We start from the raw sequence: 15,199 nt of genomic DNA, 5'->3' as shown, positions 1-15,199 counted from the left end.
CCTGCACAATACCTGTAGGAGCGGCCTCGTGTCGCGATGGGCCGCACAGCGGCCCCGGCAATCTTCGATCAAAGCACCGCCTTCGGATACGACCCCAGCACCTTCAGCGCCACAGCCTCCTGGCTGATCTGCTCGAGCACCGCCTTGATCAGCGGGTCGCGGTGGTGGCCGACGAAGTCGATGAAGAACACGTAGGTCCACTTGCCGCTACGCGACGGGCGGGTCTCGATGCGAGTCAGGTCGATGCCGTTCTGGTGGAACGGTACCAGCAGCTCGTGCAAGGCACCCGGCTTGTTGCTCATCGAAACGATGATCGAGGTCTTGTCGTCGCCGGTCGGCGGTACTTCCTGGTTACCGATCATCAGGAAGCGCGTGGAGTTGTCCGGGCGGTCTTCGATCTTCTCGGCCAGGCGAGTCAAACCGTACAGGTTGGCCGCCATATCGCCGGCGATCGCCGCCGAATTCCACTCGCCCTTGACCCGCTTGGCGGCCTCGGCATTGCTCGACACGGCCACGCGCTCCACGTTCGGGTAGTGCGCGTCCAGCCACTTGCGGCACTGGGCCAGCGACTGGGCGTGGGAGTAGATGCGGGTGATGCTGTCGGTCTTGGTGTTCTCGCCCACCAGCAGGTGGTGGTGAATGCGCAGCTCGACCTCGCCGCAAATCACCATGTCGTGCTCGAGGAAGCTGTCCAGGGTGTGGCTGACCGCGCCTTCGGTGGAGTTTTCCACCGGCACAACGCCGAAGTTGACGGCACCAGCCGCCACTTCGCGGAACACTTCGTCGATGGCCGCCATCGGCCGGCTGATCACCGCGTGGCCGAAGTGCTTCATGGCCGCAGCCTGGGTGAAGGTGCCTTCAGGGCCGAGGTAGGCGATTTTCAGCGGCTCTTCCAGGGCCAGGCACGACGACATGATTTCGCGGAACAGCCGCGCCATCTCTTCGTTGTCCAGCGGCCCCTTGTTGCGCTCCATCACGCGCTTGAGCACGGCGGCTTCACGCTCAGGGCGGTAGAACACCGGTTTTTCGCCTTCCGCCAGCGAGGCGGTCTTGACCTTGGCCACTTCCTGGGCGCACCGGGCGCGCTCGCTGATCAGCTCGAGGATCTTCTCGTCGAGGCTGTCGATGCGAACGCGCAACGCCTTCAGTTCGTGCTCGGACATCAGCCGTGCTCCTTCTCGAATTCGGCCATGTAGGCCACCAGGGCTTCGACTGCTTCAAGGCCCAGGGCGTTGTAGATGGAGGCGCGCATGCCGCCTACCGAACGGTGGCCCTTGAGGTTGAGCAGGCCACGGGCATCGGCGCCGGCGAGGAAGGCCTTGTCCAGGCGCTCGTCAGCCAGGCGGAACGGCACGTTCATCCACGAACGGGCGTTGTGGCTGATCGGGTTGGTGTAGAACTCGCTGCTGTCGATGAAGCCGTACAGGCGGTCTTTCTTGGCGCGGTTGCGCTGTTCCATGGCATCGACGCCACCCTGCTCTTTCAGCCACTCGAACACCAGGCCCGAGAGGTACCAGGAGTAGGTGGCCGGGGTGTTGTACATCGAGCCGTTGTCGGCCGAGACCTTGTAGTCGAGCATGGTCGGGCAGCTGCTGCGGGCGCGGCCCAGCAGGTCTTCGCGCACGATCACCACCACCAGGCCGCTCGGGCCGATGTTCTTCTGCGCGCCGGCGTAGATCAGGCCGTACTGCGACACATCGATCGGGCGCGAGAGGATGTCGGACGACATGTCGACCACCAGTGGCACGTCACCGGTTTCCGGCACCCAGTCGAACTGCAGGCCACCAATGGTCTCGTTGGACGCATAGTGCACGTAGGCAGCGTTCTTGGTCAGCTTCCACTCGTTCTGGCCCGGAATGGCCAGGTAGTCGTAAGGCTTGGCGCTGGCGGCGACGTTGACGTTGCCGAAGCGGCGCCCTTCCTCGATGGCCTTTTTCGACCAGATGCCGGTCTCGATGTAGTCGGCGGTGCCGTTTTCCGGCAGCAGGTTCAGCGGGATTTCGGCGAACTGCTGGCTGGCGCCGCCCTGCAGGAACAGCACCTTGTAGTTGGAGGGGACGGACAGCAGGTCACGCAGGTCCTGCTCGGCCTTTTCGGCGATGGCCACGTAATCGTCGCTACGATGGCTCATTTCCATCACCGACAAGCCCTTGCCACGCCAATCCAGCATCTCGGCCTGGGCGCGCTGCAGAACAGCGTCAGGAAGCGCGGCAGGGCCTGCGCAGAAGTTAAAGGCTCGTTTGCTCACATCCACTCTCGCTCTGCCAAATGGTACAAATTCGTTTCTTGCAGGCCTCGCATCGCTCTTGTAGGAGCAGCCTTGTGCTGCGAATGGGACGCGTAGCGGCCCCGGCTATCCATGCGTTGACGCTGAAATTCCGGGGCCGCTTCGCGTCCCATTCGCAGCACAAGGCTGCTCCTACAAAAACAGCATGCCCCTTCAGGGCCAGCCATTGCCTGCTGTAATCAGTCAAACGGGGCGATCTTGGTCGCCCCGTTCGGGTTTTACGCTTGCTTACTCCTGCGGGGCCTCTTCGGCGCCAGCAGCTTCTTCGTTGTCTGGCACTTCAGCCTCGACGCCCTCTTCCCCCGCCTCGATCACATCATCGAGTTCGTCCTCGGAAGGCTCCTGGATACGCTCCAGGCCCACCAGTGTCTCGTCGGTAGCCAGCTTGATCAAGGTCACGCCCTGAGTGTTGCGGCCCAGGCTGGACACCTCGCCAACGCGGGTACGCACCAGCGTGCCCTGGTCGGAGATCAGCATGATCTCCTCACCTTCCTGCACCTGGATGGCACCGATCAGCAGACCGTTGCGCCCCTTGGTGCCCATGGCGATCACACCCTGGCCACCACGGCCGCGACGCGGGAACTTGGACAGCGGAGTGCGCTTGCCGAAGCCACGCTCGGACGCGGTGAGGATCTGCGCGCCAGATTCCGGGATCAGCATGGAGATGATCTGCTGGCCCTTGCCCAGCTTCATGCCGCGCACGCCACGGGCGTTACGGCCCATCTCGCGCACCACGCTTTCAGCGAAGCGGATCACCTTGCCGGCGTCGGAGAACATCATGACTTCCTTGGCGCCGTCGGTGATGGCCGCGGCGATCAGGGTGTCACCTTCCTTCAGCTTCAGGGCGATCAGGCCGTTGGAGCGCGGACGGGCGAACTGCACCAGCGGGGTCTTCTTCACGGTACCCGAAGCGGTGGCCATGAAGATGTAGGCGCCGGTCGGCTCGGCCACCCATTCAGGGGTGTCGCCGTCTTCCTCGTCCACTTCCTCGGCCTCGACCACTTCGCCTTCGAGCACGGTGTCTTCCGCGTCCTCCAGCTCTTCGTCGGCGTCAGCGTTCTGCTGCAGGGCCTCGAGGTCGATCTGCAGCATGGCGGTGATGCGCTCACCTTCCTCCAGCGGCAACAGGTTGACCAGCGGGCGGCCGCGGGCGGCGCGGGACGCTTCAGGGATGTCGTAGGTCTTCAGCCAGTACACCTTGCCCTTGCTGGAGAACAGCAGCAGGGTGGCATGGCTGTTGGCAACCAGCAGGTGCTCGACGTAGTCCTCGTCCTTCACCCCGGTAGCCGACTTGCCTTTGCCGCCACGGCGCTGGGCCTGGTAGGCGGACAGCGGCTGGGTCTTGGCGTAGCCGCCGTGGGAGATGGTCACCACGCGCTCTTCTTCCGGGATCATGTCGCCGTAGTTGAGGTCGTGGCGCGCATCGAGGATTTCGGTACGGCGGGCATCGCCATATTCGGCGCGGATGGCTTCCAGTTCTTCGCGGATCACTTCCATCAGGCGCTCGGCGCTGCTGAGGATGCGGATCAGCTCGCCGATCTGCTCGAGGATTTCCTGGTACTCGGCCAGCAGCTTCTCGTGCTCCAGGCCGGTCAGGCGGTGCAGGCGCAGGTCGAGAATGGCCTGGGCCTGTTCCGGCGACAGGTAGTACTTGCCTTCACGCAGGCCGTACTGCTCCGGCAGGTCCTCGGGGCGGCAGGAATCGGCGCCGGCGCGCTCGACCATGACCTGCACGGCACTGGATTCCCAGGCAGTGGAGATCAGGGCTTCCTTGGCCTCGGACGGGGTCGGCGAGGCCTTGATCAGGGCGATGACCGGGTCGATGTTGGACAGCGCAACCGCCTGGCCTTCGAGGATATGGCCGCGTTCGCGGGCCTTGCGCAGCTCGAACACGGTACGGCGGGTTACCACTTCACGGCGGTGACGCACGAACGCTTCGAGCAGATCCTTGAGGTTGAGCAGACGCGGACGGCCGTCGACCAGGGCCACCACGTTGATACCGAATACGCTCTGCAGCTGGGTTTGCTGGTAGAGGTTGTTGAGCACCACTTCCGGCACCTCGCCGCGACGCAGCTCGATGACGATGCGCATGCCGTCCTTGTCGGACTCGTCGCGCAGCTCGGTGATGCCTTCGATCTTCTTCTCTTTGACCAGCTCGGCGATCTTTTCGATCAGACGAGCCTTGTTCAGCTGGTACGGCAGCTCGGTAACCACGATCTGCTGGCGGCCGCCGACCTTGTCGATGTCTTCGATCTCGGAGCGGGCGCGCATGTAGATGCGGCCACGACCGGTACGATAGGCCTCGATGATGCCCTGGCGGCCGTTGATCAGGCCGGCAGTCGGGAAGTCCGGGCCAGGGATGTGCTGCATCAGCTCATCGATGGTGACTTCGGGGTTGTCGATGAGTGCCAGGCAGCCATCGATGACCTCGCCGAGGTTGTGCGGCGGGATGTTGGTCGCCATGCCCACGGCGATACCGCTGGAACCGTTGACCAGCAGGTTGGGAATACGGGTCGGCATGACCGCCGGGATCTGCTCGGTGCCGTCGTAGTTGGGCACCCAGTCGACGGTCTCCTTGTGCAGGTCGGCCAGCAGCTCGTGGGCCAGCTTGGCCATGCGCACTTCGGTGTATCGCATGGCTGCGGCATTGTCGCCGTCCACCGAACCAAAGTTGCCCTGGCCGTCGACCAGCAGGTAGCGCAGCGAGAACGGCTGGGCCATACGCACGATGGTGTCGTAGACCGCGGTGTCGCCGTGCGGGTGGTACTTACCGATCACGTCACCGACCACACGGGCGGATTTCTTGTACGGCTTGTTCCAGTCGTTGCCCAGTTCGCTCATCGCATAGAGAACGCGACGATGCACGGGCTTCAAGCCGTCACGCGCATCGGGCAGCGCTCGCCCGACAATCACGCTCATCGCGTAGTCGAGGTAAGACTGTCTCAGTTCGTCTTCGATATTGACCGGGAGGATTTCTTTGGCCAGTTCGCCCATGAGAAGCCTGATTCCTTTTTCTGGTGAAACTTCGCAGCTCCATCAAGGGCCGAACGAAGCTCGCCGCCGCAGCGCATAAGGGTGCGACGACTTACGACAAATCAATGAGTTGTGCCATGGATCTGCGCAATGAAGGCCGCCGTGGTGGGCGGTCTTGGAAACTGCCGGATGTTATCACAAAGGCAGGGGCGGTGGGGAGATGTGGCAGGTGGCCTCACACGAGGGTAAATCTGGATTTTTTATAGCCTGTGCCGGCCTCTTCGCGGGTAAACCCGCTCCCACAGGTACACCACCGCCCTCAGGCCTTGTGCTATCCCTGTGGGAGCGGGTTTACCCGCGAAGAGGCCGGCACAGGCACTACGAATATCAGTGCAGCCGCTTGCGGCAGATCAATTGCGCCAGCTTGGCGGCATCCGGCCGCTCGACGATGCCGCGCTCGGTCACGATCACGTCGATCAGGTCGGCAGGGGTCACGTCGAATACCGGGTTGAACACCTCGACATCCGGCGCCACGCGGGTGCCGCCAATGTCCAGCAACTCGTCGGCAGCGCGCTCTTCCAGCGGGATGTCCTCGCCCGTGGCCAGGTTCAGGTCGATGCTGGTGCTCGGCGCCACCACCATGAACCGTACGCCGTGATGCATGGCGCTGACCGCCAGCTGATAGGTGCCGATCTTGCTGGCCACATCGCCGTTGGCGGCGATGCAGTCCGCGCCCACCACCACCCAGGTGATGCCCTTGCTTTTCATCAGGTGGGCCAGCGCCGAGTCGGCGCACAGGGTCACCGGGATGCCTTCGTTGGCCAGTTCCCAGGCAGTCAGGCGCGAACCATGCAGCCAAGGGCGGGTCTCGCCGGCGTATACACGCTCGACCATGCCCTCCAGGTAACCGGCACGGATCACCCCCAGCGCGGTACCGAAACCACCACAGGCCAGAGCACCGGCGTTGCCATAGGTGAGCAGGATCTGGGCGTTGCCCTGGTGGCGGCGGATCAGCTCGATACCGTGCTGGGCCATGGTCAGGTTGGCCTCGCGATCGCTCTCGTGGATGGCCACCGCTTCGGCCTCTAGTGCCGCCAGCACATCTTCGTCCTGACGCAGGCGCTGCAGGCGCTCACGCATGCGGTTCAGCGCCCAGAACAGGTTGGCGGCGGTAGGGCGCGCTTCCGCCAGGACAAGAAAGTCTTCCTCCAGGTCCATTTCCCAGTCGCCGCCCTCGGCCAGCCGCTCTTCCAGGGCCAGCACCAGGCCATAGGCCGCGGCAATGCCGATGGCCGAGGCGCCGCGCACGGCCATGTCGCGGATCGCCGCTGCAACCTGCGCGACATTGTCGCAGGCCAGCCAGCGCTCTTCCGACGGCAGCAGGCGCTGGTCGAGCAGGTGCAGGACGCCGCCCTGCCAGCGGATCCCGGTCACCTTCTCCGCCGCCAAAAGTCGCTCGCGCATCGCCTCTCCCCGTCGTTCGGATATCAAAAGCCGGCGATTATAGCGACCCTCGGGGCCGAGCGCTCGGGTATACTCCGGCGCAATTTTGCGAAGTTTCAGAGGACTGTTCTAATGAGCAACGTCGACCGCGCCGAAATCGCCAAGTTCGAAGCGCTGGCCCACCGCTGGTGGGACCGCGAAAGCGAGTTCAAGCCGCTGCACGAAATCAACCCGCTACGCGTCAACTGGATCGACGAGCGCGTCAGCCTCGCCGGCAAGAAGGTGCTGGACGTGGGTTGCGGCGGCGGCATCCTCAGCGAGGCGATGGCCCTGCGCGGCGCCACGGTCACCGGCATCGACATGGGCGAGGCGCCACTGGCCGTGGCCCAGCTGCACCAGCTGGAGTCGGGCGTGCAGGTGGAATACCGGCAGATCACCGCCGAAGCCCTGGCCGAGGAAATGCCCGAACAGTTCGACGTGGTCACCTGCCTGGAAATGCTCGAGCACGTGCCCGACCCGTCTTCGGTCATCCGCGCCTGCTACCGCATGGTCAAGCCTGGCGGCCAGGTGTTCTTCTCCACCATCAACCGCAACCCCAAGGCCTACCTGCTGGCCATCGTCGGCGCCGAGTACATCCTGAAGATGCTGCCGCGCGGCACCCACGACTTCAAGAAGTTCATCCGCCCGTCCGAGCTGGGCGCATGGAGCCGCGTTGCCGGCCTGCAGGTGAAAGACATCATCGGCCTGACCTACAACCCACTGACCAAGCACTACAAGCTCAGCAGCGACGTCGACGTCAACTACATGGTCCAGACCCTGCGCGAGGAATAAACATGAGTTTGCGAGCAGTACTCTTCGACATGGACGGCACCTTGCTCGACACGGCGCCGGACTTCATCGCCATCTGCCAGGCCATGCTCGCCGAGCGCGGCCTGCCGGCCGTCGATGACAAGGTGATCCGCGACGTGATCTCCGGCGGTGCCCGCGCGATGGTCGCCGCGACCTTCGCCATCAGCCCGGAGGCCGAGGGCTTCGAAGCCCTGCGCCTGGAGTTCCTCGAGCGCTACCAGCGCGACTGCGCGGTGCACAGCAAGCTGTTCGACGGCATGGCCGAGCTGCTGGCCGACATCGAGAAAGGCAACCTGCTGTGGGGCGTGGTCACCAACAAACCGGTGCGCTTTGCCGAGCCGATCATGCAGCAACTGGGCCTGGCCGAGCGTTCGGCGCTGCTGATCTGCCCGGACCACGTCAAGAACAGCAAGCCCGACCCCGAGCCGCTGATCCTCGCCTGCAAGACCCTCGGCCTGGACCCGGCCAGCGTATTGTTCGTCGGCGACGACCTGCGCGACATCGAGTCTGGCCGCGACGCCGGTACTCGCACGGCTGCAGTGCGCTACGGCTATATTCATCCAGAGGACAACCCCAACAACTGGGGCGCCGATGTGGTGGTGGACCACCCGCTGGAACTGCGCAAGGTGATCGACAGCGCGCTGTGCGGCTGCTGAACCCCGTCTAGACCGCAGCACAGCCCCTGTGGGAGCGGGTTCACCCGCGAATGCGCCAGCCCAGGCGATACCAGCGTCTGATAGTACGCATTCACGGGTAAACCCGCTCCCACAGGGGACGGTGCCGCGCCAACGAACTCGAAGGACCTACCATGTTCGACTACACCGCCCGCCCCGACCTGCTGCAAGGCCGGGTCATCCTGGTTACCGGTGCCGGCCGCGGCATCGGCGCCGCTGCCGCCAAGGCCTACGCTGCGCTGGGCGCTACTGTGCTGCTGCTGGGCAAGACCGAGGCCAATCTCAACGAGGTCTACGACCAGATCGAAGCCGCCGGGCACCCGCAACCCGTGGTGATCCCGTTCAACCTGGAAACCGCCCTGCCCCACCAGTACGACGAACTGGCAGTGATGATCGAAGACCAGTTCGGCCGCCTCGACGGCCTGCTGAACAATGCTTCGATCATCGGCCCGCGTACGCCGCTGGAGCAGCTGTCGGGTGACAACTTCATGCGCGTGATGCACATCAACGTCAATGCCACCTTCATGCTCACCAGCACCCTGCTGCCGCTGCTGAAGCTGTCGGAAGACGCTTCGGTGGTGTTCACCAGCAGCAGCGTCGGGCGCAAGGGCCGGGCCTACTGGGGCGCCTATGGCGTGTCCAAGTTCGCCACCGAGGGCCTGATGCAAACCCTGGCCGATGAACTGGAAGGCGTGGCACCGGTGCGCTCCAACAGCATCAACCCGGGTGCCACGCGCACGGCGATGCGGGCACAGGCCTACCCCAGCGAGAACCCGCAGAACAACCCGCTGCCGGAAGAGATCATGCCGGTGTACCTGTACCTGATGGGGCCGGACAGCAAAGGGGTGAATGGGCAGGCGTTCAACGCCCAGTAAGGCTTTTGCCTGTACCGGCCCTTTCGCGGGTGAACCCGCTCCCACAGGGTTATTCACCGCCCATGAGGGCAGCGCAGTACTTGTGGGAGCGGGTTTACCCGCGAAGAGGCCGGGACAGGAAAGCGATCAGCCCGCTGCCAACACCGGGCGCATGCGCCCTTGCTGGCGCCCTTCCAGCTGCATGCACCGCTCCAGGAACAGGTACATGCAGTCGTAGCTCTTGCAAATCGCCTTGCGCAGTTCATTGCGCAGCCCCAGGGTCGGGTTCTCGCCCGCCAGGGTGCAGATGATCTCCAGCGCCTCCCACGGGTGCGCATCGTCATACTGGGCATGCATCTTCAGCCACTTCATCGCCCGCTTGCGCTGGTCCTCCGGGAAGCCCAGCGCATAGGTGTCGGTGGAGCACACCACCGCCGACCATTCACCGGTCGCACCTTCGATGGCGTAGTTGGTCGCCGCCATGGAAATGGCCAGGTTCTCGGTGGCGCACACGCGCCAGCACCAGTCGTTCAGGCCGTTCAGTTCAGGCGGCACTTCCTGGGCCTGCAGTTCGTGCAGGTGCACGCCATGCGCCTGGCACCAGTTCACCCAATAGTCGGCGTGGTTAAGCTCGACACGGATGTTGCGCGTCAGCCAGCGCCGCGCCATGTCTTCGCCCTGGTGCCGGCCATAGCGGGTCTTGGTCAGGTTGTGGGCCATGTACAGCGAGAACTGCTCCACCACCGGCCAGCCACCAATCAGGTACTGGCGGATGGTCGATTGCTTCAACTGGCCATCGCGCAGGCGCGCGTAGAATTCATGCTCGACTACCCGGCGCTTGCTCTCGCGGCAGTCTTCAATCAGTTGCTGGGCCCATTGGGGGTAGCTGGCGGGATCCATCAAAGGCCCGATACGAACGAATGCGTCAATCACTTTCAGCTCCTTGATCCTTGTGATTTCTAGCTAGCGAAACGTGCCAGGTGCCCGCTGCAACAGAGGCCGGGCGGCGATCCGTTGGCGCTGCAGACTGTCACAGGTGAACACCTGGGGGCGTTCGATGAGGTAGCGCTGGGCATAATCCACGCCAATTTCCTGCAAGGCCTGCTCGATCAAGGGTGTTTCGACGAATTCGGCAATGGTGCGCTTGCCCATTACATGACCGATGTGGTTGATGACCTCGACCATGGCCCGGTTGACCGGGTCGTCGAGCATGTCCTTGACGAAACTTCCGTCGATCTTCAGGTAATCCACGGGCAAATGCTTGAGATAGGCGAACGACGACATGCCGGCGCAGAAATCGTCGAGCGAGAAGCGACAACCCAACCCCTTCAACTCGTTGATGAAGCGGATGGCACTGCCAAGGTTGGCTATGGCGCTGGTTTCGGTGATTTCGAAACAGATCATCCGTGGCGGAATAGCGTATTCGACGAACAGGCGTTGCAAGTATTCGAGGAACTTGTCGTCGCCGATACTCGACCCCGACAGGTTGATCGCGCAGATCGAAAGCGGCCCCTCGCGCCCTTCGTCCAGGCACTGGCGGATGACCAGGAACACATTGCGCACCACCCAGCGGTCCAGCGCGGTCATCAGGCCGTAGCGCTCGGCCGCCGGGATGAAGCTGCTGGGCAGGATGGTACGCCCGCTTTCGTCGTGCAGGCGCAGCAAGATCTCGATATGGCCGGGGCCTTCGAATGTTTTCAGCGGGGCGATTTCCTGGGCGTACAGGCAGAAGCGGTTTTCTTCCAGGGCCACGTGCAAGCGCTGGATCCAGGCCATTTCACCAAAGCGCATGGACAGCTCGCTGTCGTCGGCATGGTACACCTGCACGCGGTTGCGGCCCTTTTCCTTGGCCATGTAGCAAGCCATGTCGGCGGCGCGCAGCGAGGTTTCGAGGGTGCCGGGGGACTGGGCCATGTGCACCAGGCCGACACTGACGGTGGTGACGAACGGCCGCCCTTTCCACACGAAATGCAGGCTCTGCACCAGCTGGCGCAGCTGCTCGGCAATGCGCTCGGCCTGGTCGGGCGGGCAGTTTTCCAGCAGCACGCCGAATTCGTCACCACCCAGCCGGGCGAGGGTATCGCCCTCGCGCAGGCCGGACTGCAGCACGGCGCAGATGTGCCGCAGCAGCTCGTCGCCGGCGGCATGCCCGCAGGTATCGTTGACCAGCTTGAACTGGTCGAGGTCGAGGAACATCAGCGAATGCCGCCCGGCCTGGCGCGCCAGGTCATTGAGCGCCTGCTCCAGGCGGTATTCGAACTCGCGGCGGTTGGCCAGGCCGGTCAGGGCATCGTGGGTCGCCTGCCAGGACAGGTTGGCGATGTACTGGCGCTCCTGGGTCATGTCGTGCAGCACCAGCACGATACCGCTGACCTGGCCGTCATTGACGATCGGCGAGCCGACCAGGTTGACCGACACAGTGCTGCCGTCCAGGCGCTGGATCAGCCGGGCATGCTCGGCGCCGCCCTTGAGGCTGCCACTGAGCACCTGCTCGACCAGGCTGCGGCCGTCTTCCTCTGCCTGCTCGTCCACCAGGCTGAACAGCGCCGACAACGGCAGGCCCTGGGCTTGGCCGGCCTGCCAGTGGGTCAGTTGTTCGGCGGCCGGGTTCATGTAGCCGATACTGCCCTCCACATCGGTGGTAATCACCGCATCGCCAATGGCCTGCAGGGTAATCTGCGCCCGCTCCTTTTCTTCTTGCAGGGCGCTGGCAAAGGCCTGGCGCTGGGCCAGCAGCTTGCTGGAGCGGCGCCAGGCAATGGCAATCAGGAACATTGCGGTCAGCAGGTTGGTGATCAGCAGCACCCGCAGCAGCATGCGCGAGCCTTCGCCCAAGGCATCGCTGAACGCCTTGGCGGCCGGGGTTACCCCTTCGTTGATGGTGACGATGCGCGCCTTCCAGTCGCTTACCGTGCGGGCGTCGACCGGGCCAGCGGCGAAGCTGCTGCGCATTTCCATGGCCAGCATATCCAGCTTGCCCAGGTAGTCGTCGCCGATGTCCCAGTAGTCGATGGCCGTCTGCATGTAGCTTACATTGCGAAAGTTACGGTAGAACCAGATGATCCGCTCGACATCGTCGGGGTGGTTACCGCCTTGCAGCACGGCCTGGCGCGCGGCATCCAGGTCGGGGCTGGGCTGGTCCATCACTTCGCGCAGTTGGTGGTCGCCCTGGGGCACGGTGATAGCCTGGCGATAGCGCTGATAGGTGCTGTCGTCGCGGGTCTCGGCGTACAGGTTGAGGTAGTAGATGGCGTCTTTCTGCGCCTTGGACCACAAACTTTCGCCCGCGACGTAGGCACGCACGGCCGAGAGCGTATAAAGGCTCAGGCTGCCCAAGGCTACCTGGAAGACCACAACGGCGATGAAGGGCCAGGTGATGCCGAGCAACTTTGGCGCTTCTAGAGTGCGATGTCCCTTCATGGAGTCCCTGTCACAGAGCAGATAAGGCGCAAATCAACCCAGACAAAGCACAGCGTAGGCCATTTGCCATCCTCGCGGTTGGGTTTTTTATGACAGGAAACCCGGGGGGGTTCGCACGGCCTTCCCGGCCCTATCGCCGGCAAGCCAGCTCCCACAGGTACCCCACAATGCTCAGGCCTGTGGTAATCCTGTGGGAGCTGGCTTGCCGGCGATAGGGCCCGCCCAGGCAGCCACAAATTCAGCTTTGCTGCAGGTGCCCGTAAAGCTTGGCATATAACCCACCCTCGGCAATCAGCTGCTGGTGGTCGCCATCCTCGGCCACATGCCCGCCGTCGAACACCAGCACCCGGTCGGCCTGTTTCACCGCCGACAGGCGGTGGGCGATAATCAGTGTGGTGCGGCCGCTGAGGAAGCGCGCCAGGGCCTGGTGCAGGTTGTACTCGGTGGCGGCATCCAGGGCCGAGGTGGCTTCATCGAGGATCACCACCTTGGGTTCGGCCAGCACCATGCGGGCAATGGCCAGGCGCTGGCGCTGGCCACCGGACAAGCGCACGCCGGAGCGCCCCACCACACTGTCCAGGCCTTGCGGCAAGGCGGCGATGGTGGCATCCAGCTGGGCGATGCGCAGTGCCTGCCAGCAAGCCTCGTCGCTGCAGTCACGGCCCATGGTCAGATTGGCGCGCACGGTGTCGTTGAACAACGACGGGTGCTGCAACACCACCGCGACGTTTTCACGCAGGGTTTCCAGGCCGATTTCCTGCAGGCTGGCACCGCCAAAGCGGATGGTGCCGGCCTGGGCGCTGTAAAGCCCCAGCAACAGCTGCACCAGGGTGCTCTTGCCGCCACCGCTGGCGCCGACTATCGCCACCTTCTCGCCCGGGGCGATGGACAGGTCGAGGTGCTCGAGCACCGGCTCGTCGGCATAGGCAAAGCGCAGGTCGCGCACTTCGATGCCCACCGTCTCGCGGCCGGCGAACGGGTCGCTGGCAGCCGGGTACTGCGGCTCGTCGTCGCGTGCCAGCAGTTCGTTGAGGCGGCTCAGCGCACCACCGGCGGCGTAGTAGGCGTATTGCAGGTTGAGCAACTGCTCCACCGGGCCGATCATGAACCACAAGTAGCTGAATACCGCCAGCATCTGGCCGATCGACAGGTCGGAGAACAGCACGGTGAGCATGGCCGCGGCGCGGAAGATATCGATGCCGAACTGGAACAGCAGGCCACTGGCGCGGCCGCTGGCATCGCTTTTCCACTGCGAGTCCACGGCGTAGTCCCGCACTTCGCGGGCGCGAAGGCCAAGGCGACCGAGGAAGTAGCCCTGGCGGTTACCGGCGCGGATTTCCTGAATGGCGTCGAGGGTTTCCGCCAGCGCCTGGGTAAAGCGTGCGGTGCTGTCGTTCTCGAGCTTTTTCAGGTGCTTGACGCGCTTGCCCAACTGCACGGTGAAATAGATCACCAGCGGGTTGAACAGCAATATCAGCATGGCCAGCTGCCAGTGCATCCAGATCAGGATGGCCGCCGTGCCGGTCAGGGTCAGCATGGCCACCAGGAAGCGGCTCAGGGTTTCGCCGACGAACTTGTCGAGGGTGTCCAGGTCGGTGACCAGGTGAGTGGTTACCGTGCCGCTGCCCAGGCTTTCGTATTCCTTCAGCGAGATGCGCTTGAGCCGCTCGATCAGGCGAATGCGCAGGCGATAGACGATGTCCTTGGCCAGGCCGGCGAACAGCTTGGCCTGGATCACGTTGAACGCCAGCGCGGCCAAGCGCAGGCACAGGGTCAGCAGCAACATAAGGCCGATGTAGCCCGCCGCCACCTGCCAGCTGGACGGCAGCAGGTGGTTCATCCACTTCAGCGCGGCATCGCCGTGGCCCAGCAGCACTTCGTCCACCAGCAGCGGCAGCAACAGCGGGATGGGCACGCTGCAGCAGGCCGCCAATACGGCAATGAAGTTGGCGGACCAGAGGTTTTTCTTGTGATGCAGGGCCAGGCGGCGGATTTCCGCCCAGCTCAGTCGATCGGCCGCAGTGTGAGGCTTGCCCGGCACCGGGTCGGGTGACCCAGGCACATCAAGCACAGGCGGCCTGCTGCAGCCAGCGGCCGAGCAAGGGTTGCAGGCGCTCCAGCGGCTGATAGCCGTTGGTCAGCAGGGCCAGTTGGCCATTGCGTTCGGCCAGCAAGGTCGGGAAACCGGCGATGCCCAGGTCCTGGGCCCAGCTGAAATCGGCTGCAGTGGCGGCGCGGGTGTCGGCACAGGCGAAGGCCTCGGCGAACACGGTGCGGTCGAAGCCTGCCTGTTCGGCCAGGTCGACCAGATGCGGCGCAATGGTCACGTCCACGCCCTGCTCGTAGAACGAACGCTGGATCAGCGCCAGCAGCGGCCAGACGCGTTCGGCGTCCAGCTCGCGGGCGGTGACCAGGGCACGGCAGGCCGGCTCGGTGTCGTAGACGAAGCCGTCGGGCATGGCCCCCTCGAAGCGGAACGGCTGGCCGGTGGCGTCGGCCACCGCCTGCCAATGTTCAAGGATGTACTTGCGGGTAGAGCTGTCCAGGGCACTGCCGCCGGTACGCAGCCCGCCCGGCACCAGGCGGGTGGGCACGCCCGCGTCACGCGCCTGGGCGATCAGGGCCGCTGCCACGGGTGCGAAACCCCAGCACCAGGAGCACATCGGGTCCATCACATAGATCAGGCGTGCAGACATGCA

General features: G+C 64.2%; 11 protein-coding genes. 3 read left to right on the top strand and 8 right to left on the bottom strand.

Translation table 11 applies throughout. The features are described 5' to 3' along the window. Window positions 1-68: 68 nt before the first annotated feature. From pheA to mtnA, 4 genes are all read right to left on the bottom strand, one after another. Window positions 69-1,163 (bottom strand): prephenate dehydratase, encoded by a 1,095-nt coding sequence (pheA, locus tag E5221_RS07125; protein WP_013971453.1) that lies wholly within the window; start codon window positions 1,161-1,163, stop codon window positions 69-71. After that, entirely contained in the window at window positions 1,163-2,248 is a 1,086-nt protein-coding gene (gene serC / locus E5221_RS07120; RefSeq protein WP_015269304.1) for a 3-phosphoserine/phosphohydroxythreonine transaminase, read from the bottom strand. Before serC ends, pheA begins: the two co-directional genes overlap by 1 nt. Before the next feature lie 267 nt (window positions 2,249-2,515). After that, window positions 2,516-5,281 (bottom strand): DNA gyrase subunit A, encoded by a 2,766-nt coding sequence (gyrA, locus tag E5221_RS07115; protein WP_085721640.1) that lies wholly within the window; start codon window positions 5,279-5,281, stop codon window positions 2,516-2,518. A gap of 366 nt (window positions 5,282-5,647) precedes the next feature. After that, a complete protein-coding gene (mtnA, locus tag E5221_RS07110) occupies window positions 5,648-6,724 on the bottom strand; it encodes an S-methyl-5-thioribose-1-phosphate isomerase (RefSeq protein WP_247847049.1) in 1,077 nt (358 codons plus the stop codon). Window positions 6,725-6,835: 111 nt separating this feature from the next. On the opposite strand from mtnA, the gene ubiG reads away from it, so the two are divergent. The 3 genes from ubiG to E5221_RS07095 all read left to right on the top strand — a co-directional run bounded on the left by ubiG (window position 6,836) and on the right by E5221_RS07095 (window position 9,101). Continuing rightward, window positions 6,836-7,534: a bifunctional 2-polyprenyl-6-hydroxyphenol methylase/3-demethylubiquinol 3-O-methyltransferase UbiG gene (ubiG, locus tag E5221_RS07105; RefSeq protein ID WP_003260863.1), complete on the top strand. Its 699-nt coding sequence runs from the start codon at window positions 6,836-6,838 to the stop codon at window positions 7,532-7,534. Between the two features lie 2 nt (window positions 7,535-7,536). After that, window positions 7,537-8,208 carry an N-acetylmuramic acid 6-phosphate phosphatase MupP gene (mupP, locus tag E5221_RS07100; protein ID WP_024086445.1) on the top strand — a complete coding sequence of 224 codons (672 nt, stop codon included), beginning with the start codon at window positions 7,537-7,539 and terminating at the stop codon, window positions 8,206-8,208. Window positions 8,209-8,360: 152 nt separating this feature from the next. Beyond that, window positions 8,361-9,101, top strand: coding sequence for a YciK family oxidoreductase (locus tag E5221_RS07095; protein WP_015269300.1), 741 nt, complete (start codon window positions 8,361-8,363; stop codon window positions 9,099-9,101). A gap of 126 nt (window positions 9,102-9,227) precedes the next feature. On the opposite strand, the gene E5221_RS07090 is transcribed toward E5221_RS07095, so the two are convergent. The 4 genes from E5221_RS07090 to E5221_RS07075 form a co-directional block, all read right to left on the bottom strand. Beyond that, window positions 9,228-10,013, bottom strand: a complete 786-nt coding sequence (locus tag E5221_RS07090) for an iron-containing redox enzyme family protein (RefSeq protein WP_247847047.1) — start codon at window positions 10,011-10,013, stop codon at window positions 9,228-9,230. 30 nt (window positions 10,014-10,043) lie between these two features. Continuing rightward, window positions 10,044-12,500: an EAL domain-containing protein gene (locus tag E5221_RS07085; protein WP_247847045.1), complete on the bottom strand. Its 2,457-nt coding sequence runs from the start codon at window positions 12,498-12,500 to the stop codon at window positions 10,044-10,046. Between the two features lie 238 nt (window positions 12,501-12,738). Continuing rightward, a complete protein-coding gene (locus tag E5221_RS07080) occupies window positions 12,739-14,571 on the bottom strand; it encodes an ABC transporter ATP-binding protein (protein WP_039614565.1) in 1,833 nt (610 codons plus the stop codon). Further along, window positions 14,564-15,196 carry a DsbA family protein gene (locus tag E5221_RS07075; protein WP_015269296.1) on the bottom strand — a complete coding sequence of 211 codons (633 nt, stop codon included), beginning with the start codon at window positions 15,194-15,196 and terminating at the stop codon, window positions 14,564-14,566. Before E5221_RS07075 ends, E5221_RS07080 begins: the two co-directional genes overlap by 8 nt. Window positions 15,197-15,199 lie beyond the last annotated feature (3 nt).

The organism is Pseudomonas sp. A2 (assembly GCF_023100865.1).
GTDB lineage: Bacteria > Pseudomonadota > Gammaproteobacteria > Pseudomonadales > Pseudomonadaceae > Aquipseudomonas > Aquipseudomonas asiatica.
Note: the sequence above shows the minus strand (reverse complement) of the source record. Positions and strands in the feature narration are given on the sequence as shown.